This window comes from Phocaeicola faecalis, from assembly GCF_021730445.1.
GTDB lineage: Bacteria > Bacteroidota > Bacteroidia > Bacteroidales > Bacteroidaceae > Phocaeicola > Phocaeicola faecalis.
In genome coordinates this window covers 751049-773250 of sequence record NZ_JADNRM010000001.1, presented here as the reverse complement: position 1 = coordinate 773250, position 22202 = coordinate 751049, and the positions used below count along the sequence as shown (strand labels likewise).

23 protein-coding genes are annotated in these 22202 nt (G+C 43.8%); 9 read left to right on the top strand and 14 right to left on the bottom strand.

Annotated elements, in window-relative coordinates; all coding sequences use genetic code 11:
* Positions 1-70: 70 nt before the first annotated feature.
* Positions 71-811, bottom strand: a complete 741-nt coding sequence (locus IR173_RS03315; protein WP_237038250.1) for a DUF6064 family protein — start codon at positions 809-811, stop codon at positions 71-73.
* Between the two features lie 93 nt (positions 812-904).
* Here IR173_RS03315 and IR173_RS03310 point away from each other — a divergent pair, with 93 nt between their 5' ends.
* The 4 genes from IR173_RS03310 (at position 905) to IR173_RS03295 (ending at position 4563) form a co-directional block, all read left to right on the top strand.
* Positions 905-1453, top strand: a complete 549-nt coding sequence (locus IR173_RS03310) for a TlpA disulfide reductase family protein (protein WP_237038249.1) — start codon at positions 905-907, stop codon at positions 1451-1453.
* A gap of 6 nt (positions 1454-1459) precedes the next feature.
* Positions 1460-2269, top strand: a complete 810-nt coding sequence (locus IR173_RS03305; protein WP_237038248.1) for an N-acetylmuramoyl-L-alanine amidase family protein — start codon at positions 1460-1462, stop codon at positions 2267-2269.
* 138 nt (positions 2270-2407) lie between these two features.
* Positions 2408-2905 (top strand): hypothetical protein, encoded by a 498-nt coding sequence (locus IR173_RS03300; RefSeq protein ID WP_237038247.1) that lies wholly within the window; start codon positions 2408-2410, stop codon positions 2903-2905.
* A gap of 23 nt (positions 2906-2928) precedes the next feature.
* Positions 2929-4563 carry a flotillin family protein gene (locus tag IR173_RS03295; RefSeq protein WP_237038246.1) on the top strand — a complete coding sequence of 545 codons (1635 nt, stop codon included), beginning with the start codon at positions 2929-2931 and terminating at the stop codon, positions 4561-4563.
* Between the two features lie 136 nt (positions 4564-4699).
* On the opposite strand, the gene IR173_RS03290 is transcribed toward IR173_RS03295, so the two are convergent.
* On the bottom strand, positions 4700-5587 hold the full coding sequence (locus tag IR173_RS03290; RefSeq protein ID WP_237038245.1) for a helix-turn-helix transcriptional regulator: 888 nt from the start codon (positions 5585-5587) through the stop codon (positions 4700-4702).
* 130 nt (positions 5588-5717) lie between these two features.
* On the opposite strand from IR173_RS03290, the gene IR173_RS03285 reads away from it, so the two are divergent.
* Positions 5718-6026 (top strand): hypothetical protein, encoded by a 309-nt coding sequence (locus IR173_RS03285; protein ID WP_237038244.1) that lies wholly within the window; start codon positions 5718-5720, stop codon positions 6024-6026.
* A 121-nt stretch (positions 6027-6147) separates the two neighbouring features.
* On the opposite strand, the gene xpt is transcribed toward IR173_RS03285, so the two are convergent.
* From xpt to IR173_RS03240, 9 genes are all read right to left on the bottom strand, one after another.
* Positions 6148-6714 (bottom strand): xanthine phosphoribosyltransferase, encoded by a 567-nt coding sequence (gene xpt, locus IR173_RS03280; protein ID WP_237038243.1) that lies wholly within the window; start codon positions 6712-6714, stop codon positions 6148-6150.
* Between the two features lie 137 nt (positions 6715-6851).
* Positions 6852-7418: a nitroreductase family protein gene (locus tag IR173_RS03275; protein ID WP_371315855.1), complete on the bottom strand. Its 567-nt coding sequence runs from the start codon at positions 7416-7418 to the stop codon at positions 6852-6854.
* 70 nt (positions 7419-7488) lie between these two features.
* Positions 7489-8841, bottom strand: a complete 1353-nt coding sequence (locus IR173_RS03270; RefSeq protein ID WP_237038241.1) for a dipeptidase — start codon at positions 8839-8841, stop codon at positions 7489-7491.
* 151 nt (positions 8842-8992) lie between these two features.
* Positions 8993-10069 carry a chorismate synthase gene (gene aroC / locus IR173_RS03265; RefSeq protein WP_237038240.1) on the bottom strand — a complete coding sequence of 359 codons (1077 nt, stop codon included), beginning with the start codon at positions 10067-10069 and terminating at the stop codon, positions 8993-8995.
* A gap of 275 nt (positions 10070-10344) precedes the next feature.
* Positions 10345-11289: an alpha/beta hydrolase gene (locus IR173_RS03260; protein WP_237038239.1), complete on the bottom strand. Its 945-nt coding sequence runs from the start codon at positions 11287-11289 to the stop codon at positions 10345-10347.
* A 3-nt stretch (positions 11290-11292) separates the two neighbouring features.
* On the bottom strand, positions 11293-12036 hold the full coding sequence (locus IR173_RS03255) for a shikimate dehydrogenase family protein (RefSeq protein WP_237038238.1): 744 nt from the start codon (positions 12034-12036) through the stop codon (positions 11293-11295).
* A gap of 17 nt (positions 12037-12053) precedes the next feature.
* Complete coding sequence (gene ubiE / locus IR173_RS03250) at positions 12054-12794, bottom strand: bifunctional demethylmenaquinone methyltransferase/2-methoxy-6-polyprenyl-1,4-benzoquinol methylase UbiE (protein ID WP_237038237.1); 741 nt, start codon at positions 12792-12794, stop codon at positions 12054-12056.
* Positions 12795-12877: 83 nt separating this feature from the next.
* Complete coding sequence (locus IR173_RS03245) at positions 12878-13822, bottom strand: phosphoribosylaminoimidazolesuccinocarboxamide synthase (RefSeq protein WP_237038236.1); 945 nt, start codon at positions 13820-13822, stop codon at positions 12878-12880.
* Positions 13823-13863: 41 nt separating this feature from the next.
* Entirely contained in the window at positions 13864-14856 is a 993-nt protein-coding gene (locus tag IR173_RS03240; protein WP_237038235.1) for a PhoH family protein, read from the bottom strand.
* 160 nt (positions 14857-15016) lie between these two features.
* On the opposite strand from IR173_RS03240, the gene IR173_RS03235 reads away from it, so the two are divergent.
* Positions 15017-15691 (top strand): DUF5715 family protein, encoded by a 675-nt coding sequence (locus IR173_RS03235; RefSeq protein ID WP_237038234.1) that lies wholly within the window; start codon positions 15017-15019, stop codon positions 15689-15691.
* A 40-nt stretch (positions 15692-15731) separates the two neighbouring features.
* On the top strand, positions 15732-16481 hold the full coding sequence (gene truA, locus IR173_RS03230; protein ID WP_237038233.1) for a tRNA pseudouridine(38-40) synthase TruA: 750 nt from the start codon (positions 15732-15734) through the stop codon (positions 16479-16481).
* 8 nt (positions 16482-16489) lie between these two features.
* Here the strand turns inward: truA and IR173_RS03225 are convergent, their stop codons facing one another.
* Entirely contained in the window at positions 16490-17257 is a 768-nt protein-coding gene (locus IR173_RS03225) for a TIGR03915 family putative DNA repair protein (RefSeq protein ID WP_237038232.1), read from the bottom strand.
* Entirely contained in the window at positions 17254-18528 is a 1275-nt protein-coding gene (locus IR173_RS03220) for a putative DNA modification/repair radical SAM protein (RefSeq protein WP_237038231.1), read from the bottom strand. The genes IR173_RS03225 and IR173_RS03220 overlap by 4 nt, the downstream gene beginning before the upstream one ends.
* A gap of 145 nt (positions 18529-18673) precedes the next feature.
* Here IR173_RS03220 and IR173_RS03215 point away from each other — a divergent pair, with 145 nt between their 5' ends.
* Positions 18674-19594: a DMT family transporter gene (locus IR173_RS03215; RefSeq protein ID WP_237038429.1), complete on the top strand. Its 921-nt coding sequence runs from the start codon at positions 18674-18676 to the stop codon at positions 19592-19594.
* 9 nt (positions 19595-19603) lie between these two features.
* Here IR173_RS03215 and IR173_RS03210 read toward each other — a convergent pair whose 3' ends face one another.
* Complete coding sequence (locus tag IR173_RS03210; protein ID WP_237038230.1) at positions 19604-20863, bottom strand: hypothetical protein; 1260 nt, start codon at positions 20861-20863, stop codon at positions 19604-19606.
* Positions 20864-20984: 121 nt separating this feature from the next.
* Here IR173_RS03210 and IR173_RS03205 point away from each other — a divergent pair, with 121 nt between their 5' ends.
* A complete protein-coding gene (locus tag IR173_RS03205) occupies positions 20985-22163 on the top strand; it encodes an ATP-binding protein (RefSeq protein WP_237038229.1) in 1179 nt (392 codons plus the stop codon).
* Positions 22164-22202 lie beyond the last annotated feature (39 nt).

The following is a 22202-nucleotide window of genomic DNA, read 5'->3' as shown; positions in this document are numbered from 1 at the left end:
TTAAAACATTAACTCAATTTGGAGGCAAAAATACGAAAGATTTTGCAAAGTACCTCATTTAGACTTATTTTTATTTCGATAAGTCTCCATCTTGTGCCAGTTCACATACCATGGAAATCATAAACAACAGACTGATGGCTCCGCAAGCAACAAGGAGAGTAATATTGATGAGACGTGCTTTTAAGTGGGTTGCAGTGTGCAGGTTGGCCGCTATGTATTCTTTAAAGAAAAGGTATAATCCGGGAACGGCTGAACTTGCCAGTAAGAAATCTTCGGGAATCTGGAAGAAATAAGTTTTGGTAAAACCGATAAGTGCCCAATGACACAGGAATAAAATGAGGAAAAGATTGACTCGTCGTGAAAAAGCCAGTAATAGTCCGATGGTGAATACTGCTACCGAACACGGCATGACCGGAGAAGTCATCATGGGGAAATGCATACCGCGGGCCGCAGAAAACAGGGGGTAGGCCAAAGGAAGGAAACATAATAAGACGGCCAGTTTCTGGTGTTTGTGGTTCAACTCGAAGGGAGTGTAATCCACTATTAAATCGTAAATCCAGAAAAGGCACATGATTCCCCAAAAAAGAGCTAATGCATTGCTGTAGCTGCGCGGGTCACAATAAATATGATAATAAACTACGGCTACCCATGCATTGATAAAAATAAGATAAAGCTTCATTCCCTTTTTCTTTGAAGGGGTGGGATGGTGGAACAATGAGCAGGTAAGCCATAAGCCAACAAGGGTGATAATTAGTTGGTAAATCCATGTTCTGGCATTATACTGAGCGATTGTTTCCCAAAAAATATTCATCTTGATGTGGTTATTGGTTAAATTCGGGCGGCAAAATTACAAAAAAACGATTGAATAGTCTATCTTTGTGGCAAATTATAAATGGAGAATGCAATGAAAAAGCTTATGAGTTTAATGATGTTGGTTTGCGCATGCTTGCTCAGCCAACCGATGCAGGCACAGAAGAAGGATATAACTCCTGATGATGCCGGTTATATAGTGAAGGTAGGCGATATGGCCCCTGATTTCGAAATGGAACTGACAAACGGACAAAAGGTGAAACTTTCCGATTTGCGTGGTAAAGTGGTTATGCTTCAGTTTACGGCCAGTTGGTGTGGCGTTTGTCGTAAGGAAATGCCTTTTATAGAAAAGGATATTTGGCAGAAGCACAAAGATAATAAAGCGTTTGCTCTTTACGGAGTAGATCGTGACGAACCGCTTGATAAGGTAGTAGCTTTTGCCAAGCAGACAGGGGTGACTTATCCTTTAGGACTGGATCCGGGTGCAGATATTTTTGCAAAATATGCAGACCGTAAGGCCGGTATTACTCGTAATGTGTTGATTGACAAGACCGGTAGGATTGTGATGTTGACTCGTCTTTATAATACAGAAGAGTTTGCTTCATTATGTAAAAAGATAGATGAAATGTTGGGTGAAAAGTAATTGGGAATGAGATTTATAATAATACTGATTACGTCATTATTTGTCTTGTCTCTTTCATCGTTTGCACAGAATAAGAAGCCTCGTACCGGCAAGGAACCTCTTTTTGGAAAAGAACTTGCCACTTATCAAATAACCTCTAACGAGCTTAGTGGAGCTTGTTTCTATTTGGTGAGTGGGCATGGAGGTCCTGACCCGGGGGCAATCGGTATTTATCAGGGGCGTCAGTTGCATGAGGATGAATATGCTTATGATATCATTCTTCGTTTGGCACGTGAACTGTTGACACGGGGAGCGAAAGTACACATTATTATTCAAGATAAGAAAGACGGTATCCGTAACGGCCATATTTTATCGAATAGCAAGCGGGAAACTTGTATGGGAGATCCTATTCCTTTGAATCAGGTGGAACGGCTAAAGCAACGTTGTAACTGGGTTGACAAGTTGTTTAAGAAAGATAAAAGTAATTATAAACGGGCAGTCTTTATTCATGTGGATAGCAGGAGTAAGGGGAAGCAAACGGATGTGTTCTTTTATCATGCTCCGGGCAGTAGCAAAGGTAAACGCTTGGCGAATAACTTACATCGCACTTTTGATAAGAAATACGACAAGCATCAGCCCAACCGAGGTTTCACCGGAACGGTGAGTGAACGTAACCTTTATGTGTTGCGCAACACGCAACCGGTGGCGGTGTTTTTGGAACTTGGAAATATTCAAAACAAGCGCGACCAGCAAAGACTGGTATTGCAGAACAACCGTCAGGCATTGGCTAAATGGATAGCAGAAGGCATAGTAACTGATTATAAGAAAGGGAAGTAATGGACAACTTCCTTTTTTTCATATTCAATAAGAAAAATTTGTTAAACTAAAGATGTACTATTGCCTGTGCCCGACAAATTTGTATATTTGAAACTCGTATATCTGATTTATCGATTGAAAAACTAAACACAAACAATTATGAGTAGTAATATCTTCTTAATTATCGCTCTTATCACAACCGGAATCTTTGTGATACAATTTATTCTTTCTATTTTTTTCGGAGACATTGATACGGATGTGGACGTAGATGCTGATATCAGCAGTGTGGTGTCTTTTAAAGGACTTACCCATTTTGGCATTGGCTTTGGCTGGTATATGTATCTGGCGGGAAATACGGATGTAGTCAGTTATATCATAGGTATATTAATAGGTCTTTTCTTTGTGTTGGCTGTTTGGTTTCTCTATAAGAAAGCTTATCAGTTGCAGCAGGTAAACCGTAGTGAAAAAACAGATCAATTGGTGGGAAGGGAAAGTACTATTTATTTTAAGCATGGTGATGGAAAATATACCGTCCAGATAAAGCGTGATGGTGCTATCCGTGAGATGGATGTGGTTTCGGAAAGTGGAAAGACTTATCAAACCGGAGATAAAACAATCATTACAGCTTATAAAGATGGTACATTATATATTCAATAATTGAAACTTTAAAGAAATAATCTATGACACAAGAAATGATGATTATGGCTGCTATATTGGTAGCAGTCATTTTACTTACTTTTATCGGTATCCTTTCTCGTTACCGTAAGTGTAAAAGTGATGAAGTACTCGTGGTATACGGTAAGACAGGTAATGACAAGAAGTCGGCGAAACTGTATCACGGTGGTGCTGCTTTTGTTTGGCCCATTATACAAGGGTATGAATTTCTGTCTATGAAACCGATGCAGATAGACTGCAAGTTGACCGGTGCCTTGTCTGCACAGAATATTCGCGTGGATGTACCTACTACTATTACGGTAGCCATCAGTACCGACCCCGAAGTGATGCAAAATGCAGCCGAACGCATGTTGGGGTTGACTATGGACGATAAGCAAAATCTGATTACCGATGTCGTTTACGGACAGATGCGTTTGGTCATTGCCGACATGACTATTGAGGAACTGAACTCGGATCGTGATAAATTTCTTTCAAAGGTGAAGGATAATATCGATACGGAACTTCGTAAGTTTGGACTTTATTTGATGAATATCAATATCAGCGATATCCGTGATGCTGCTAATTATATTGTCAACTTAGGTAAAGAAGCCGAGAGTAAAGCGCAGAATGAAGCACAGGCAAATATTGAGGAACAAGAGAAATTGGGTGCAATCAAGATAGCCAATCAGATTAAGGAACGTGAGACAAAGGTTGCCGAGACTCGTAAAGATCAGGATATTGCGATTGCCGAAACCAAGAAGCAGCAGGAAATATCGGTTGCTAATGCCGATAAAGACCGTATCTCTCAGGTAGCTATTGCCAATGCGGAAAAAGAGTCTCAGGTGGCAAAAGCTGAAGCCGAAAAGAATATTCGCATAGAACAAGCTAATACTGAAAAAGAAAGTCGTATTGCCGAGTTGAACTCGGATATGGAGATTAAGCAGGCTGAAGCTGCCAAGAAAGCGGCTATCGGACGAAATGAAGCACAAAAGGCTATTGCACAATCTGATGCGGAACTGGCAGTGACACAGGCCAACGCTGACAAACAAGCCGGTGAAGCGTCTGCCCGCTCGGAAGCAGCCGTGCAGACTGCTCGCGAAATTGCCCAAAAAGAAGTAGAAGAAGCGAAGGCACGTAAGGTGGAATCTTCATTGAAAGCAGATAAAATTGTTCCTGCTGAAATAGCCAAACAGGAAGCTGTTTTGCAAGCGGATGCCGTTGCTGAGAAAATAACCCGTGAGGCAGAGGCACGAGCAAAGGCTTTGCTGGCTCAGGCTCAGGCTGAAGCTCAGGCTATCAAGATGAAATTGGAAGCGGAAGCAGATGGTAAGAAGAAATCATTACTTGCCGAAGCTGAAGGTTTCGAAGCAATGGTGAAAGCTGCCGAATCGAATCCGGCAATTGCCATTCAGTATAAGATGGTAGACCAATGGAAGGAAATCGCCGGTGAACAGGTGAAAGCATTTGAACATATTAATTTGGGTAATATTACAGTGTTTGACGGAGGCAACGGTGGGACAAGTAATTTCTTGAACACGTTGGTGAAAACAGTGGCTCCGAGCCTTGGGGTACTTGATAAATTGCCCATTGGAGAGACAGTGAAAGGAATCATTAATCCGGAAGAAAAGAAAGAGGAGAAGACGGAAGATAAGAAAAAATAGAGATTGAATTTGTTCAGCTTATATAGTGTTGTTGAACATTAAAGAGCTGAAGGTGGAAGTTGTATCAAAATAACACCGGCTTATCATTTTGTGGTAGAGGCGGGTAACTTGGGAGTTTTGATACACTTCCTTTTGCTTATGGCAGTTTTGTTTGATACATTTCTATCATCTTCATAGCCTCTTCTTTTATCTTAATTCTTACTGAAGTAGGAGAGAATACTTCTATATTACTGCCGTATGATAACAATTCCTGTATCAATTCATAGGATAAATAGGCTTTAATCTGAAAAATACCTTCTTTGATTTCCGTTTGGGAATGATGGATAGGGCGGGTACGAAAGTAAGGAATCTGTCTGCTGTTTACCTTAAAGACGATAATCTCCAGCTCCAAGTGGGGGGAATAGGTAATGCCATAACAATTATTGAAATAAGAATGCTGGTTAAAGTCCTTGGGAATAGAGAACGCTTCTTCTGTAAGAGCAATGTCTTCTATTCTGTCGAAAGAAAAAGTCCGTATTTGCTGATGACGGGAAGAGAATCCCAACACATACCATCGCTGTTTGAACACCTTTAAGCAGTAGGGTGAAAACAAAGTGGTATATTTATTATCGTTGAAAGGGTGATAAGATAATTCTATCTTTGCGGACATTTCCATTGCTTCCAGTATGTCGGGGAGGTAGAAGTATCCATAAGCGGGTTCTTCAAGCAAGATGCGTTCTTGCATAGTCCGGTATCTTTGCAAAAGATTGGAAACGGACAGAGTTTTTAATAACCAGTTTCGAATACTGTTTTCTTGAAATATTTCAGGGTCTTCAAAATAATACTCATGTGTTTTGGCATTGTAGTCAATATTTATGTCAAACAATCTTTCTACTTTGTTTCTTGTCTCTTGAAAAGTTCGTCTTCCCAAGCGTTTACCATAACTGATATTGCTTTTCTTCCATGCTTTTTCTATCTGCTCTCTGGTGGCTTTCTTTTTTCGGTATAAGAAATCTGCCAACCACAATGCTTTGTCTGTGACCATTGTATTTTTGATTTATTTTCTTGCAAACATAATAAAAAAAAGAGCAATGCACATATATCTTGTGCAGAAATGCCGGACCTTTGCAATAGAGATAGAGAAAATAATTGTTTTACTAAAATTTGAAAAGATTATGGCATACTTTACAGCCCTTGAGTTAATTAAAGTGGAAGGCAATAATGAATCGGTAGTGTGTAGAACGGAAGACGTCGGTTTTGATCATCAAAAACTCCGTGCCCTTTATTTCTTTCGTGAGCTATACGATGGTTATATGGATTATTTTTTGGAGGTATCTAAAAAGCAGTTGCCCGAAGTATATAAGAAAACAAAAAGTTCTTGGGCGGATAAATCTAGCGATGAAGCATTGGAGGCTATTATATCACGTACTGATTATGATTATATCCGCATTAATATTTATGAGTTTGATTACGGAATGGAATGAACTTAACTTATTCTGCTTTCATTCTGTTTTTTACCTTTGTATAATTTCAACACTAACTTTTGGCTATAACATGAATTGTACTTACACTGATATCCGGCTTCGGATATCAGTGTAAGTATGATTATCTTATTTTGATTTCACAATTGTCCAAACTATCAATGATAGCCAGTGATTCAATGCGTATGCCCGCGTTGCGTAAGTAATCACCACCGTGTTGGAATGACTTCTCGATGATAAAGCCCATGCCTGCAAGTTTGGCTCCCGCTTTCTCTACCAGGTCGATAATACCTTTGGCGGCATTGCCATTGGCGAGGAAGTCGTCAATAAAAAGAACACGGTCCCCTTTTTGGAGAAAGTCTTTACTGACACAAACATCGTAAGAGTGGTCTTTGGTGAAAGAATATACACTGGTGGTGAGCATATTTTCCATAGTAACGGGCTTTTTCTTCTTTGCGAAGACCACAGGGAGTTCAAGCAGATATCCCACCATGATGGCAGGTGCGATTCCGCTGGCCTCGATTGTCATTACTTTATTGATGTTGGTTGAGGCGAAACGACGTACAAATTCCACGGCTATAGATTTCATCAGGATGGGGTCCATCTGGTGGTTGATGAAGTTATCTACTTTTAAGATACCTCCTTCAAAACATTTGCCGTCTCGTAAGATTCGTTCTTTTAATACTTTCATTGGTTGTGTGACTTTTGATAATGGTGGTAAAATTACAAATTCTCCGCCCAAATACATAAAGCAAGTTGTTTTGGGCGGATTTTATTCATTCTTACAGCGAAATATAACAATACTTGTTTCTTACATGCTATCTGGCGTTACCATTGGTTGTAATGTATGTTTTCCTGCTTGAATTTATCTTTTGGTTCCTCATTGCGTTGGGGATAACCGATAGGGATTAAGTTGAAGGGTACAATATATTCGGGCAATGACAGGACGGCGCGTACATTTTCTATACGTTGTTCTTCCGGATAAACAGCTGTCCATACAGCTCCCAATCCCAAAGCCTCGGCTGCCAGCAATAGATTTTCGGAAGCTGCAGAACAGTCCAACATCCAATATTGTCCGAGTTCTCCATTCAATGATTTGGTTAAATCACCGCAGACCACGATGGCCATGGGTGCTTCCGCAGTCATTTTGGCATACGGCAATACTTGTGCCAAATGGTTCAATACTTCTTTGTCGTCTATTACGATAAAAGACCAAGGTTGCTTGTTCACAGCCGAGGGAGCAGCCATAGCCGCTTTTAGCATGATGTCCACTTTTTCCTTTTCCACAGGTCGGGATGTATAAGAACGGACACTCTTGCGTGCCATAATTATTTCGATAGCACTTTTCTCTTTTTTGATATTTTCGTTTTTATCCATATTTTGGCAACTTTCCATCGTCATTACTGATAACACAACAGCAGGTAATAACTTGAATATTGTATTTGTATTCATTTTTAGTAAATGATTAGTAATTTAAGTGGAACTCGACCACTGCTTCAATTCCCTTACGGAAAATATCGAGGGGAATGTTTTCATTGGGAGAGTGAATAGCGTTGCTTTCCAATCCGAATCCCATCAATACCGTTTTTATACCCAGAATCTGTTCAAAGTCGCTGATAATGGGGATACTTCCTCCCCGGCGAACGGCAAGCGGCTTTTTCCCGAAGGCTTTGGTAAATCCTTTTTCGGCAGCTTGATAGGCAGGGAGGGTTATAGGGCAAACATAACCTTCGCCACCATGCATGGGAGTTACTTTTACTTTTACATAATCGGGAGTGACAGTATTGATATAATCGACAAACAATTTGGATATCTTCTCATGATTCTGGTGCGGAACGAGACGGCAGGATACCTTGGCGTAAGCCTTTGATGGCAATACGGTTTTAGAGCCTTCACCCGTATATCCTCCCCAAATACCACAAATATCGAATGACGGACGACAACTGTTACGCTCCAACGTAGAATATCCTTTTTCGCCTTTCAATGCCTTTACATCAATGGCGGCCATATATTTTTGTTCGTCGAAAGGTATTTGGGCAATCATTTCGCGTTCTGCGACAGGCACTTCTTCCACATCATCGTAGAAATGGGGAACCGTGATGCGACCGTCTTCATCAATGACTTTTGCCAACATGCTGCATAAGGTATTGATGGGGTTGGCCACTGCTCCGCCGAAATGACCTGAGTGAAGGTCGCGGTTAGGGCCTGTCACTTCGATTTCCCAATATGCCAGCCCGCGTAGTCCGGTAGTCAGCGAGGGAAGGTCGGCTCCCAGCATACTTGTATCCGAGACTAGGATAACATCAGCTTTCAACAGTTCTTTATGCTCTTTGATGAAAGCATTCAGACTGGGTGAACCGATTTCTTCTTCTCCTTCGAAGATAAATTTTACATTGTGCTTCAACAGTCCGTGCTTCACCACATATTCGAAGGCTTTTACCTGAATCATGGATTGCCCCTTATCGTCATCCGCACCGCGTGCCCAGATATGTCCGTCACGTATTTCGGGCTCAAACGGTTGGCTTTTCCAAAGTTCCAGCGGCTCTGCGGGCATTACATCGTAATGCGCATATATTAATATTGTAGGGGCTTCGTCGCTGATATGTTTTTGTGCGAATACCAATGGGTTGCCTTGAGACGGCATAATCATTGCTTCGTCTGCTCCCGCCTCCAGCAACAGTTCTTTCCAGCGTTGGGCACAAGCAAGCATGTCGTCTTTATGTTCGGGCAATGCACTGATACTGGGAATGCGAATGAGACTGAAGAGTTCTTCCATGAAGCGGGCTTCATTTTCTTTAATGTATTGTTTAATTTCCATAGCTGAATGATTTTTTATCGGGCTAAAGTTAACGCTCCCGAGGAAAAGAAAAAAATTATAAAACTTAAATAAAAGAAAAATGTACATATAAAAAGCCCAAAGAGAAGCACACAGGCTGTTTGTCTCTTTGGACTTTCTATAAAGATAATTCTTATAATTGAGTGGTTCTGTCTATCAAATAGTAATCTAAAATAGTGATGGCTGCCATGGCTTCTACAATCGGAACGGCGCGGGGCAATACGCAGGGGTCATGACGTCCCTTGGCTTTCATAGTGGTGTCGATGCCATTGACATTTACGGTGTGTTGTTCCATTAGCACTGTTGCGACTGGTTTGAATGCAACACGGAAATAGATATCCTGTCCGTTGCTGATGCCGCCTTGAATGCCGCCGGAGTAATTGGTTTTTGTTTCCACCCGTCCGCCGTTGTTGTAGAATACATCATTTTGTTCGCTACCCCTCAGTTCCATGGAGTCGAATCCTTGTCCATAGGCAAAGCCTTTCACGGCATTGATGCTCAACATGGCATTTCCCAATGCAGCGTGCAGTTTACCGAATACAGGTTGTCCCAATCCGATAGGACATCCTTTAATCACACAACTAATCACACCACCGATGGTATCGCCTTCACCTTTGACTTTCCAGATAAGTTCTGCCATTTCTTTTGCTTTTTCAAGGTCGGGACAACGGACATCATTGCTTTCAATCAGGTCGAGGTCGTAGCTTTTATAGTCTTGCTCCAGCTTGATAGGTCCCACTTGTGAGGTATAGGCTGTCACGGTAATGCCCAGTTGCTTTAAAGCAAGTTTGGCAAGTGAACCGGCCACTACGCGCGAAATTGTTTCACGCGCCGATGAACGTCCTCCGCCACGATAGTCGCGGATGCCGTATTTTTCCATATAAGTATAGTCCGCATGCGAAGGGCGGAAGAGATTCTTTATATTCTCGTAGTCGTTGGAATGTTGGTTCTTGTTCCATACCACGAAACCAATGGGACAGCCTGTAGACTTTCCATCAAAGATGCCTGAAAGGAACTCCACTGTGTCGGGTTCCTTGCGACTGGTGGTAAGGAGCGATTGTCCGGGACGGCGGCGGTTCAGTTCCTTCTGTACAAAATCCATATCGATGTCGATACCTGCCGGAAAACCGTCAATTACACCACCGACACCGGGGCCGTGAGACTCACCGAAACTCGTTAATCGGAAAATGTTACCAAATGAATTAAACATGTTGTTTGTAGTTTTAAAAGTTTCTATTCGTAAAGATAACGATTTTCCTGAAACAATGGTTATCTTTCAGGTAAAATTTTACTTTTCCACTCTTAATCCTTTGTATACTCTTCACGGCTTTTTTTATCGTGTCTTTAGCCGGTCTAAGGCTTTTCTTCCTTAGGGTTAAGTCTTTTTATACAGCTGACTATTACGTCCCATTGCGGTAGGACGTAGTAGCCTGCCATTCAAAAAGCTTAAGCCTTCCGTATGAAAGGCTTAGTACTCCTTATGGATTAAATAAATCGGTCTGTAAATGCTTTCACCCTTTCCGTATATTCCTTGGTGTGGATGAGATATGAATGTGCATGGTCGGCATCCGGAACTATCCATAGCTCTTTAGGTTCAGGTTTTGCCTCATATAATTTGTATACCATCCAGGTCGGAACATAATCGTCTTTGTCACCGTGAATGAAGAACATGGGGAGCTGGCATCGGGCGACTTGTTTTAAAGCGGATGCTTCTTTAAATCCCCATCCATATTCCAGTTGGCATAGCCAGTCGGCTGTGTACATTAATGGAAATTGGGGAAGGCCGAACTGGGATTTCAGTTCTTTGGAGAATTGGTCCCATACATTGGTATATCCGCAGTCCTCGATAAAACATTTTACATAGTCGGGCTGAGGTTCCCCCGACACCATCATTGTCGTGGCTGCTCCCATTGAGATGCCATGTACCACCATACGGGTGCTGTCGCCATATATTTCGTTGGCTGTTTTCATCCATTGCATGACGTCTTTACGGTCGAGCCATCCCATCTGAATGGCATCTCCTCCGCTCAGTCCCGTGTCTTTAAGGTCGGGTAAGAGAATGTTGAAGCCTAGCTCTTTGCTATACATATAGCCAATCATCATCATGCGGATAGCGTTATCGGTATATCCGTGAACAATGACGGCGGTTTTCGAGGTAGGCTGTGCGGCAGCTACATAATAGGCATGCATTTTGACATTGTCCGGGGCATAGATAAATGTATCTTTAAGAGCACCTGCGTTTTGTAAACTGTCTTTCCACGGCTTCAGATAAGGGTAAGTGTCGAACATATACTGCCATGAGCCGGCCAAATCCCTTCCCCGGTTATCGGGACGAAGAGAGTAGTTGAGCATATATTGGCTGGCTCCCAGCAGAATAACGGTAAGAAGAACGAGCACAAGGCCCGTTCCGATAAGATATTTCTTTTTCATACTTTATTTATTCCATATATCCCAAGCACCGAAAGCCTGCAACAGCAGCATCTCCAAACCGTTTTTGGTGACAGCTCCCTTATCGGCTCCTTTCTTCATGAATAGGGTGGTGTCGGGATTATACAACAAATCATAAAGCAAATGGTTGGGGGTAAGGCACTCGTATGGAATATGGGGATATTCGTTGGCACGAGGATACATCCCCACCGGTGTACAGTTGACGATTACTTTGTATTCGTCCATCACTTCAGGTGTTAAATCCTCGTATGTGAACATCCCTTCGCGGGGGGTGCGTGACACGAATTTAGCTTCCAGTCCTAACTTTTTAAGTCCATGGTAAATGGCTTTGGAAGCGCCCCCTGTGCCTAGTATCAAAGCTTTCTTGTGCTGCGGTTCCAACAGTGGCTCAATAGATTGGGTAAATCCCAGAATATCAGAGTTATATCCGATTAGTTTGATTTTTCCTTTAGCGGGGCGGATGATTTTAATCACATTTACAGCACCGATGGCGGCTGCATCAGGGTCTAATTCGTCTAAATAAGAAATGACTTGTTCTTTATAAGGAATGGTGACGTTCAGACCTACCAAATCATGATTTTCCAGCAAAACGCCGGGCAGTTCCTTGATGGAAGGTATTTCGAAGTTTACATATTCGGCGTCAATATTTTCGGAGTTAAACTTCTCATTGAAGAAGTTCTTTGAGAAAGAATGTCCGAGTGGATAACCTATCAAACCATATTTTTTCATAAAACTCTTGCTTTTAGTTATTTTGTTGCTAAATAAAGTGTACAGATACCCAATGTCAATCGTTTAAAGTTTACTTGGCTGAAACCGGCTTTGCGGATGATGTCAGTCATGATTTCTCCTTGTGGAAAAGCCTTGATGGATTGGGGTAGGTAAGTGTATGCACTTTGGTCTTTGGAAAGAAGTTTTCCGAGGGTGGGGATAACTACTTTGGAATAAATGGCATATAATTGTTTCATAGGGAACCAATCCGGTTCGGAAAGTTCGAGGATGACTAATTTTCCGTTGTCGTCGAGTACGCGGTGCATCTCACGCAACCCTTTATCGAGGTCTTCAAAATTGCGTACGCCGAAGGCTACTGTGATAGCATCGAAGCGTTTGTCGGGGAAAGTGAGTGCCGTACAATCTTCTTTGGCGAAGGAAATGCGGTTCTCCAAGCCGGCAGCTTTTACTTTTTCACGCCCCACATTCATCATGCCTTCCGATATGTCCGTGCCTATCAGTTCTTCGGGTTGAAGGATGCGGCAGGCTTGAATGGCAAAGTCACCGGTGCCGGTGGCTACATCCATCATACGTTGCGGATGAAAAGGCTTCAGCCAATTGATGGCTTTGCGGCGCCAACTTTTATCTATATTCCATGATAGGGCATGATTCAGTTGGTCGTAGGCAGGAGCAATGTTGTCGAACATTTTCTCTACCTGCACGCTTTTCTTTTCGTCGGCGTTGTAGGGCTTGATATTTTCTTGTGGATAGTTAGTCATACGCTTCTTTATATATAGGGGGAAATCCGGGGCGGATTCAGTCCGTCCCGGATACATTCTCCTTTTTAAACGAGGAGAGTCATTTATTTAAGGTATTCGGTAACGTTCTTTTCGATACGTTCGGCGATATTGTCTGTATCTGCTTTTACAAACTTCTCACCGGTGATATGTTCGAACAATTCCATATAGCGTTCGCTGATAGAGTTTACGATTTCGGGAGTCATTTCAGGAACCTGTTGTCCTTCTTTACCCTGGAAACCGTTTTCCATCAGCCATTCACGTACAAACTCTTTAGAAAGTTGTTTCTGGGGTTCACCTTTAGCAAAGCGTTCCTCGTAACCTTCCGAGTAGAAATAGCGGCTTGAGTCGGGAGTATGGATTTCGTCCATCAGGTAGATAGTGCCGTTGTGCTTACCGAATTCATATTTGGTATCTACCAGAATCAATCCGCGTTCGGCAGCGATTTCTGTACCGCGTTTGAACAAAGCCAATGTATATTTCTCCAAAATTTCATATTCTTCAGGAGTAGCCAAACCTTGTTTCAAGATTTCTTCCTTCGAAATATCTTCGTCGTGTAGACCCATTTCAGCCTTGGTGGTCGGGGTTACAATGGGTTCCGGGAACTTTTGGTTTTCTTTCATCCCTTCGGGAAGTTTCACACCGCAGATTTCGCGGACACCGTTTTTATAAGCACGCCATGCGCTACCGCAAAGATAACCGCGAACGATCATTTCTACAGGGAATCCCTGGCACATAACACCTACGGTTACCATAGGGTCGGGAGTAGCCATTTTCCAGTTGGGGCAGATGTCGGTGGTTGCATCCAGGAATTTGGCTGCAATCTGGTTCAGCATTTGTCCTTTGTAGGGGATACCTTCGGGCAGAACTACATCGAATGCAGAGATACGGTCTGTAGCTACCATTACTAACTTTTCGTCATTGATGTTGTACACATCACGCACTTTGCCGTGGTACACGTTCTTTTGTCCCGGAAAGTTAAAGTCTGTTCTTGTTAATGCTTTACTCATGTCTTTTTTATATTAAATGAATTGTTTTTCTTCTTGCAGGGTCAGATAGTCTTTTTTGATTTGTCGACCGCAGCTTTTTCCATCCGCTCGGCTTTCTGTTTTTCCTCGAACTTCTCATAAGCATCCACAATGCGGGTAACCAGCTTATGTCGCACGATATCTTTTTTATTCAGTTCGATAAAGCTGATACCCTTTACTCCTTTCAGAATTTTCAAAGCCTGCACCAGTCCCGAAGTTTGTGATGAGGGCAAATCTATTTGCGTCATATCTCCCGTAACAATCATTTTGGTGTTCATGCCCATACGGGTGAGGAACATTTTGATTTGCTGTGTCGTGGTATTCTGAGCCTCGTCCAATATCACCACGGCATCGTTCAGTGTACGTCCGCGCATAAATGCCAGAGGAGCAATCTGAATCACATTCAGTTCCATATATTCTTTCAGCTTGGCAGCCGGAATCATATCCTGCAGAGCATCATACAGCGGTTGCAGATAAGGATCAATCTTATCTTTCATATCACCGGGAAGGAAACCGAGTTTTTCACCGGCTTCCACAGCCGGGCGGCTTAGAATGATTTTCTTGATTTCCTTGTTTTTCAGAGAGCGTACAGCAAGCGCGATAGCGGTATAAGTCTTTCCGGAACCGGCCGGACCGATGGCAAACAGCATATCGTTCTTTTCGTACTCCTGCACCAGTTTCAACTGATTGGGGCTGCGAGGCACGATAGGCTTCCCCGTCACACTGAATACAATCGTGTCGCCGGTCTTTTCCACTTGGGGTTTGCGTCCTTTGACAATATCCAGAATGACTTCCTCCTTCAATGAATTATACTGGGCACAATATTTTTCCAGTGCCAGAATACTCTCTTCGAAAGCACACATTTCTTCTTCGTCCCCCATCACTTTAATGACATTTCCACGTGCCACGATTCTCAGCTTGGGGTACAAAGCTTGTATCATTTGCATATTGGCGTTGTTTACACCATAAAAAATAACAGGATCAATATCCTCTAAAACAATATGTTTTTCTATCATTTAACTAGTTTAGGTACAGATGTACTATTTTATAGGGTGCAAATTTAATGAAAGGTTTTCATTGTTTTCATTTTCCGGGGCAATTTATTTGCATAAGCTTTTCCTGAAAAAAGATTTTAGGTTATCTTTGCCCGGCAATAATGAAAAAGACAATAAAGTTATGAATTATATGAAATGTGCATGTTGCACACTGTTTTCTCTTCTGTTTACTTTGACGGTGTCTTCGGGGTGTAAGGAAAAAGATATGTCCATGAAGATGAATGAACCTCGTAATATAAAAGGTGTAATCAGTTATAAACGCAGTTTTGGTGATTTGAATGATACTCATTTGAGTGTGGCAAAGCGGATTGGTATCCGCCCTTTGGCCTCCCGTGCAGAAGCGGAAGGATTGGGCGGTAAGTTGGTGGAGGTTGCTCCATGCGAGCGATATGCCATGGATTCGCTTACACATTCCATTCCTTTTTTGGTGCCGAAAGCCGGTGCATTATTGGATACTATCGGAGCTAATTTTCTGGATTCACTGACTTGCAAAGGATTGAACCCGAATCAAATCATCGTTACTTCCGTACTTCGTACTTCCGACGACGTCAAGCGTTTGCGTCGCCGTAACGGAAATGCTTCCGCAAACTCAGCTCATGCTTTCGGAACCACATTTGACGTGAGTTACCGTCGTTTTAAAAAGGTGGAAGACCCTGACGGACGTCCTATGCAGGATGTGAGTGCCGATACGTTAAAACTTGTTTTGGCTGAAGTGTTGCGTGACCTTCGGAAAGCAGACAGATGTTACATTAAGTATGAGTTAAAGCAAGGATGTTTTCACATCACTGCCCGCTAATCCGGACTGTTGTTTTTAAACCTCTTATTTAGATTTTAAAATGCGATACTTTATATATCTGGCTTACGACGGAACAAATTATCATGGTTGGCAAATCCAGCCCAACGGTATGAGTGTGCAGGAAGCGTTGATGCGTGCGCTTTCCACTTTCTTGAGAAAAGAGATAGAGGTGGTGGGAGCAGGACGCACGGATGCCGGTGTGCACGCCCGGCTCATGGTGGCGCATTTTGACTTTGAGAGTGAATTGGATGGGGCGCAGATAACGGATAAGCTGAACCGTCTGCTTCCTCCCGATATTGCCGTATATGGCGTAAAGCGGGTGAAGGATGATGCGCATGCCCGCTTTGATGCCACTTATCGCACTTATAAATATTATGTAACTACCCGGAAAGAGCCTTTTAACCGTCAATACGCATGGCGCCTTTTCAATGAGCCGGATTTCGGGAAGATGAATGAGGCGGCCCGTACTTTGTTTGATTATACCGATTTCACCAGTTTTAGCAAGTTGCATACCGATGTAAAGACGAATAATTGCAAGATAATGCATGCCGAGTGGACACAAGTCAGTGAAACGGAATGGGTATTTACAATTCAGGCAGACCGCTTTTTGAGGAACATGGTCAGGGCTGTGGTGGGTACATTGATAGAAGTGGGCCGTGGAAAACTTTCGATAGAGGGTTTCAGGCAAGTCATAGAGAAAAAGGATAGATGCAGTGCCGGAAGTTCAGTGCCGGGACACGCTCTGTTTTTGGTCGATGTGGGATATCCGGAAGACCTGTTCATCCTGTAAGGAGGAGATTATTGCTTTTCGGTAAGATATTTCCAATAGCGCACAGGCATATCTTGCCGGTGTTTTCTCGGATTCCGCCGTTCCTTGATGCAGATAGCCTTGAAATAAGTCTTCCATAATTGTTGGAAGAGCTTCTCATCGTTATCCATCAGGCTTTCGTTCAACATACCTGTGACCAAATGGGCCTGCCGGGGATTTTCAAAAGTAACTTCTTTCATCTCTTTCAAGTCGTAATAATATCCGTATTGCCGTTTCACGTCGTAGATTAGCCACGGTTGGTCGGCAAAGCGGTCTTTGAAATGCTCCACAGTCAGGGGAAGAGCATTGAACTGTGGTTCGACAGCGGCAAAGAATGTTCCGTCCACAGCTTTCTGAAAGCGGACGAACTGCATCAGGTGTATTCGCTCTCCATCCACCTTCTTATAGATTTTTGACAATTCAAGAACGTCTGCATCTGCAAAGTTTGTCTCGATGGAACGAGGCGAGTCGATTGCTTTTCTCATATAGCGGAACAACATTTTGTCTACTTCCGGCAGCTCCGACAGCCAGCAATAGGTGAGGGCGGACAGGGCATGGCAGGATATTCTCTTCTCTAATCCGCGCCACACGCGCATTGCTTTGCCTTCATCGGTGATGACGGTAAAGGTTTCGTTGTAAAATAGCGGTAGCGGCTCACCTTCCATCAAAAGCAAGTCGGGGAAAGTCTTGCGGGAGTAGGCATCAAAAATGCAGGTTAGCAAGCCTTCGAAGGTATGGTCGTAGATAAAGATATTCATTCGTTTTCGGGTTCTTCAAATTCTAATATCAGTTGTCGCTCATCTGTCTTTCTCTTAGGCTTGGGTACCAACAGTTTCCGTACTCCCGAAGGGGTGAGTTCGTTTACCGTTCGGGTGGGGAGCTCGTTGCAGGTGATAAAATATTGTGCTTTCTTCATCACTACTCCTATTTTCTTCAACTCATAGAATCCCAATTTCGAGAAGCGGCGCGAAGCGACGATAAACCTAGCCGATTTCACCCCGATGCCCGGTACACGAAGTATCATCTCGTAGTCGGCCTGGTTGATGTCTACCGGAAATTGTTCGGGATGCCGAAGTGCCCAGCTCAGTTTGGGGTCGATTTCCAAATCAAGGTCGGGGTAGGAATCATCCACAATTTCTTCCACTTTAAACTGATAAAACCGCAACAGCCAGTCTGCCTGATACAAACGGTTCTCGCGTACCAAAGGGGGCTGCTTCAGTGCCGGAAGTCGCTTGTCGTAAGTATTGACCGAAATATAGCCCGAATAATAAACGCGCCGCATCGTGGGGTGTCGGTACAGTGAAGAGGAAAGATACAATATATCCTTATCTGATTCCGACGTGGCTCCGACAATCATCTGTGTGCTTTGCCCGGCAGGGACGAAGCGTGGGGCATGGCGGAACTTCTTTCTGTCCTCTTTATTCATGAGCACCCCCTGCTGAATGTAGCGCATGGGTCGGTATACACTTTGGTGGTCTTTTTCGGGAGCGAGAAGTTTGAGATTCTCCTCTTTAGGTATCTCTATGTTTACGCTCAGACGGTCGGCATAGAGTCCGGCCTCGTTCACCAGCTCGCGACTGGCACCCGGGATGCTTTTCAGATGGATGTAACCGTTGAACCGGTGTACGAGCCGCAAGTCTTTGGCAACCCGTACGAGGCGCTCCATCGTGTAGTCGGGATTTCGCACTACGCCCGAGCTCAGGAAAAGTCCTTCGATGTAATTGCGCCGGTAGAACTCGATGGTGAGGTCTACCAATTCGCTCACCGAGAGCGTGGCACGGGGAATGTCGTTACTGCGGCGGTTGATGCAGTAGGCGCAATCGTAAATGCAATAATTGGTGAGCATGATTTTGAGCAGCGAGATGCATCGCCCGTCCTCAGCAAAACTATGGCAGATACCCCAACCTCCAACAGTGTTTCCCAGTGTGCCCGATGAATTGCGGCGCACTGTCCCGCTGCTGGAGCAGGACACATCGTATTTGGCAGATTCCGCCAGTATCTTGAGTTTGGCAAGGACGTTTTCGTTCATATCTTCAACAGGGATATTTTCGCCAAAAATACAGATAGTGTTTGAAACAGGCAAGGGCTTTCTGATTATTTATATCAAATTGGATATTCCTTTTCGAGGCTTTTGTTGTAACTTTGCACCCGATTAAAAAACAGGTAAAAAGATGATGTGGTTACTTTTAGCTTTTCTCTCGGCGGCATTGCTGGGATTCTATGATGTATTTAAAAAGCAGTCGTTAAAGAACAATGCAGTGATTCCCGTACTCACGCTGAATACGTTGTTCTCCAGTTTGATATTCCTTCCGTTTATTGTGCTGTCGGCATGGCGTCCCGATACATTGGAAGGCGGACTTTTCTTTGTTCCCGTGGTGGGGTGGGAGGTACACCGATTTATTGTTTTGAAGTCTGTCATTGTCCTTTCTTCGTGGATATTGGGATATTTCGGCATGAAGAATCTTCCGATAACCATTGTGGGGCCGATTAACGCCACCCGTCCGGTGATGGTATTGGTGGGAGCCTTGCTGGTGTTTGGCGAACGACTGAATCTCTATCAGTGGATAGGGGTATTGATGGCGGTCTTTTCTTTTTTTATGCTGAGCCGAAGCGGAAAGAAGGAGGGCATTGACTTTAAACATAATAAGTGGATTTATTTCATTGTGATGGCTGCTGTGTTGGGAGCTGTCAGCGGACTGTATGACAAATATCTGATGGCGCCTGTCAGTCAGGGAGGCATCGGGCTGGACCGCATGGTGGTGCAGTCGTGGTATAACATTTACCAGTTGTTTATGATGAGTGCCGTGCTGATGCTGCTGTGGTGGCCGAAGCGACAGGCGACCACTCCTTTCCGCTGGGATTGGTGCATCATACTGATATCCATCTTCCTTTCGGCTGCCGACTTTGTCTATTTCTATGCATTGAGTCTTGACGGTGCCATGATTTCCATTGTTTCGATGGTGAGGCGAGGTAGCGTGATTGTTTCCTTTATTTTCGGTGCAATGGTGTTCCGCGAGAAGAACCTCAAAAGCAAAGCGGTAGACTTGGCACTGGTGCTTATCGGTATGATATTTCTTTATTTCGGAAGTCGGTGAGGGGTGTCGTCAGATAGTCCCGACAAGAATATACGCCTGATAAGCAGTCTGTTGGTATATTGGAGTGAGGGACAGGTAGCCTGATTTTATCCTTCCTCCCTCTAACAGCAGAGGGTGCTGGAGGCGCAAGAACCGGTCGGCCTGTTCCGCTTCACCGGGCGAAGCATAATATTCTATTGCGTAGCGGCCTTGCACACGGTCACACACATATCTGTCATAAACCATCCGGGCCACTACTCCCATATTCATCCGCAGATTGATTTCCACACAGGGATGAATGGCATAACCTGTCTTCGCCAAAGACGTGCGACATATCATCATGTCCACTCCCAGATAACCTTCATACCCGCCTATGGTGTGTGCCAGTTCATCTGCCATCCGTCTGCAGAGCCGATGGAATACGGATGTGGGGACGTAGGCCGACAGCTTTTTCAGAATATCGGCATCGGCTGCCAAAAAATTTTCTTTATAAATGCCACGCTTGTCCGTTTCAAACAGAGAATAACCTGCAAAGCGCACCTCACCCTTTCCGTTGCTGAAAAATTCCATTGCAAAGTCTTTCACCTTATCATAAAACGGTTCGCCCACCACTGCCTGCTGGGTGTGGAGCACGTGTTGCACCCAACCTTTCAGCGGGCGGGTAAATGCTCCCGAAGTGTACTGAATCCCTCGTCCGCTGCCCGACCATGGAGACTTCAGCACGGCCTGCGGATACGAACGGACAAAGTATTCGACTTCCTCCTCTGTGTGAAACAGAAAAGATTCACCTACAAACGGAGTATGGGCCTCCGTATCTTCAGGAAGAGTGGGAAAATCCTCCATCGCACCATTATATTCCGATACTGCAGACGAGGAATATAACCGTTGCCCCCTATGAATGGAAGACAGTACACGCACCGCCGTCTGGCGCCCCGACAGTTCACGGACACGCTTCATCTCTTCATCCGTAAGACAGGCTGAATCCGTTATTCCTGCCTCGTGTAACCGACGGAGCAAAGAGGGGTTCCAGCCCCAGGGAGATATCTTAGTATAGGAAGAAGATAGTCCGGTGACAAACTCCACAGCAGGCAGCAGCGGAGACAGAACTTTCATTTGTATGTCGTGGGGAGCAACATCTGTCAGCACCGCATCTCCCGGTGCGGCATACCACGCCGGGAGCACCGACAAATCGGCTGCCATCCGTCGCGCACTGGCTGGCGGCATGTAATACGAATCACCACACGCCAATGCCATATCATTTTCAGGGTTAAACAGATAAAGAGTTTTCATTTACAGTGCAAAGATAGGAATTTCCCTGTCTATTAAAAGAAGAAAAATAATAATATTTTGCTATCTCCAGTTTGCAATTTGAATTAGTATTGCTATATTTGCAGCCGATAAAAAAGCAACCATGGAAACCTTTTACAGAACACACAGTTATCTGGTGGAACATACAAATGCTCCTGTTCGCCGGGACCTGATGGACGAAATAGACTGGAACGACAGACTGATCGGTATCAAGGGAACTCGTGGCGTGGGGAAGACGACTTTCCTCCTGCAATATGCAAAAGAAAAGTTCGGCACAGACCGTTCATGCCTGTTTATCAACATGAACAACTTCTATTTCTCTAAATATACACTGGTGGATTTTGCTGGAGAATTTGTCAAACGCGGAGGCAAGGTCTTGTTGATAGACCAAGTGTTTAAATACCCCGAATGGAGCCACGACCTACGTGCGTGTTATGAAAAGTTTCCCGGGCTGAAAATTGTATTCACGGGTTCGTCCGTGATGAGGCTGAAAGAAGAAAATCCCGAACTGAGTGGCATCGTAAAGGTGTATTACCTGAGAGGTTTCTCTTTTCGCGAATACCTGAATCTGCAAAGCGGAAACAATTTCCGTGCCTATACCTTACAAGATATTTTAGAGAATCATGAACAGATAGCGAAAACAATCTTGCGCAACGTCAAACCGCTTGATTTTTTTCAGGATTATCTGCATCACGGTTTCTATCCGTTCTTCCTTGAGAAGCGCAACTTCTCGGAGAATTTGTTGAAAACCATGAACATGATGATAGAAGTGGATATACTTCTTATCAAACAAATTGAATTGAAATATCTCTCGAAGATAAAAAAATTACTATATTTGCTAGCTGTGGACGGACCTGTGGCTCCGAACGTCAGCCAGTTGGCTACGGAGATTCAAACCTCGCGTGCCACGGTGATGAATTACATTAAGTATCTGGCAGATGCGCGTCTCATTAATATGGTGTATCCGAAGGGGGAGGAATTTCCTAAAAAACCATCAAAACTGATGATGCACAACACCAACCTGATGTATTCCATTTATCCGGTGAAGGTCGATGAACAAGATGTTCTGGACACCTTTTTTATGAACACAATGTATAAAGACCACAAACTGTATAAAGGCGATAAAGGCACTTCGTTTATGGTAGACGGTAACTTGCACTTCCGCATCTGTGCCGAAGGATGCAAGTTCAAGAACAACCCGAACGTATATTATGCCCCCCACAAGCTGGAATTGGGACACGGCAATCAGATTCCGTTGTGGCTTTTCGGCTTTTTATATTAAGAGATAGAGAATAATTTTAATTACCTAATAATTAGTAAT

What these genes read in the sequence shown, in the direction of transcription:
- IR173_RS03315 (WP_237038250.1), bottom strand. Translation starts at nt 811, where the DNA reads ATGAATATTTTTTGGGAAACAATCGCTCAGTATAATGCCAGAACATGG.
- IR173_RS03310 (WP_237038249.1), top strand. Translation starts at nt 905, where the DNA reads ATGAAAAAGCTTATGAGTTTAATGATGTTGGTTTGCGCATGCTTGCTC.
- IR173_RS03305 (WP_237038248.1), top strand. Translation starts at nt 1,460, where the DNA reads ATGAGATTTATAATAATACTGATTACGTCATTATTTGTCTTGTCTCTT.
- IR173_RS03300 (WP_237038247.1), top strand. Translation starts at nt 2,408, where the DNA reads ATGAGTAGTAATATCTTCTTAATTATCGCTCTTATCACAACCGGAATC.
- IR173_RS03295 (WP_237038246.1), top strand. Translation starts at nt 2,929, where the DNA reads ATGACACAAGAAATGATGATTATGGCTGCTATATTGGTAGCAGTCATT.
- IR173_RS03290 (WP_237038245.1), bottom strand. Translation starts at nt 5,587, where the DNA reads ATGGTCACAGACAAAGCATTGTGGTTGGCAGATTTCTTATACCGAAAA.
- IR173_RS03285 (WP_237038244.1), top strand. Translation starts at nt 5,718, where the DNA reads ATGGCATACTTTACAGCCCTTGAGTTAATTAAAGTGGAAGGCAATAAT.
- xpt (WP_237038243.1), bottom strand. Translation starts at nt 6,714, where the DNA reads ATGAAAGTATTAAAAGAACGAATCTTACGAGACGGCAAATGTTTTGAA.
- IR173_RS03275 (WP_371315855.1), bottom strand. Translation starts at nt 7,418, where the DNA reads ATGGAAAGTTGCCAAAATATGGATAAAAACGAAAATATCAAAAAAGAG.
- IR173_RS03270 (WP_237038241.1), bottom strand. Translation starts at nt 8,841, where the DNA reads ATGGAAATTAAACAATACATTAAAGAAAATGAAGCCCGCTTCATGGAA.
- aroC (WP_237038240.1), bottom strand. Translation starts at nt 10,069, where the DNA reads ATGTTTAATTCATTTGGTAACATTTTCCGATTAACGAGTTTCGGTGAG.
- IR173_RS03260 (WP_237038239.1), bottom strand. Translation starts at nt 11,289, where the DNA reads ATGAAAAAGAAATATCTTATCGGAACGGGCCTTGTGCTCGTTCTTCTT.
- IR173_RS03255 (WP_237038238.1), bottom strand. Translation starts at nt 12,036, where the DNA reads ATGAAAAAATATGGTTTGATAGGTTATCCACTCGGACATTCTTTCTCA.
- ubiE (WP_237038237.1), bottom strand. Translation starts at nt 12,794, where the DNA reads ATGACTAACTATCCACAAGAAAATATCAAGCCCTACAACGCCGACGAA.
- IR173_RS03245 (WP_237038236.1), bottom strand. Translation starts at nt 13,822, where the DNA reads ATGAGTAAAGCATTAACAAGAACAGACTTTAACTTTCCGGGACAAAAG.
- IR173_RS03240 (WP_237038235.1), bottom strand. Translation starts at nt 14,856, where the DNA reads ATGATAGAAAAACATATTGTTTTAGAGGATATTGATCCTGTTATTTTT.
- IR173_RS03235 (WP_237038234.1), top strand. Translation starts at nt 15,017, where the DNA reads ATGAATTATATGAAATGTGCATGTTGCACACTGTTTTCTCTTCTGTTT.
- truA (WP_237038233.1), top strand. Translation starts at nt 15,732, where the DNA reads ATGCGATACTTTATATATCTGGCTTACGACGGAACAAATTATCATGGT.
- IR173_RS03225 (WP_237038232.1), bottom strand. Translation starts at nt 17,257, where the DNA reads ATGAATATCTTTATCTACGACCATACCTTCGAAGGCTTGCTAACCTGC.
- IR173_RS03220 (WP_237038231.1), bottom strand. Translation starts at nt 18,528, where the DNA reads ATGAACGAAAACGTCCTTGCCAAACTCAAGATACTGGCGGAATCTGCC.
- IR173_RS03215 (WP_237038429.1), top strand. Translation starts at nt 18,674, where the DNA reads ATGTGGTTACTTTTAGCTTTTCTCTCGGCGGCATTGCTGGGATTCTAT.
- IR173_RS03210 (WP_237038230.1), bottom strand. Translation starts at nt 20,863, where the DNA reads ATGAAAACTCTTTATCTGTTTAACCCTGAAAATGATATGGCATTGGCG.
- IR173_RS03205 (WP_237038229.1), top strand. Translation starts at nt 20,985, where the DNA reads ATGGAAACCTTTTACAGAACACACAGTTATCTGGTGGAACATACAAAT.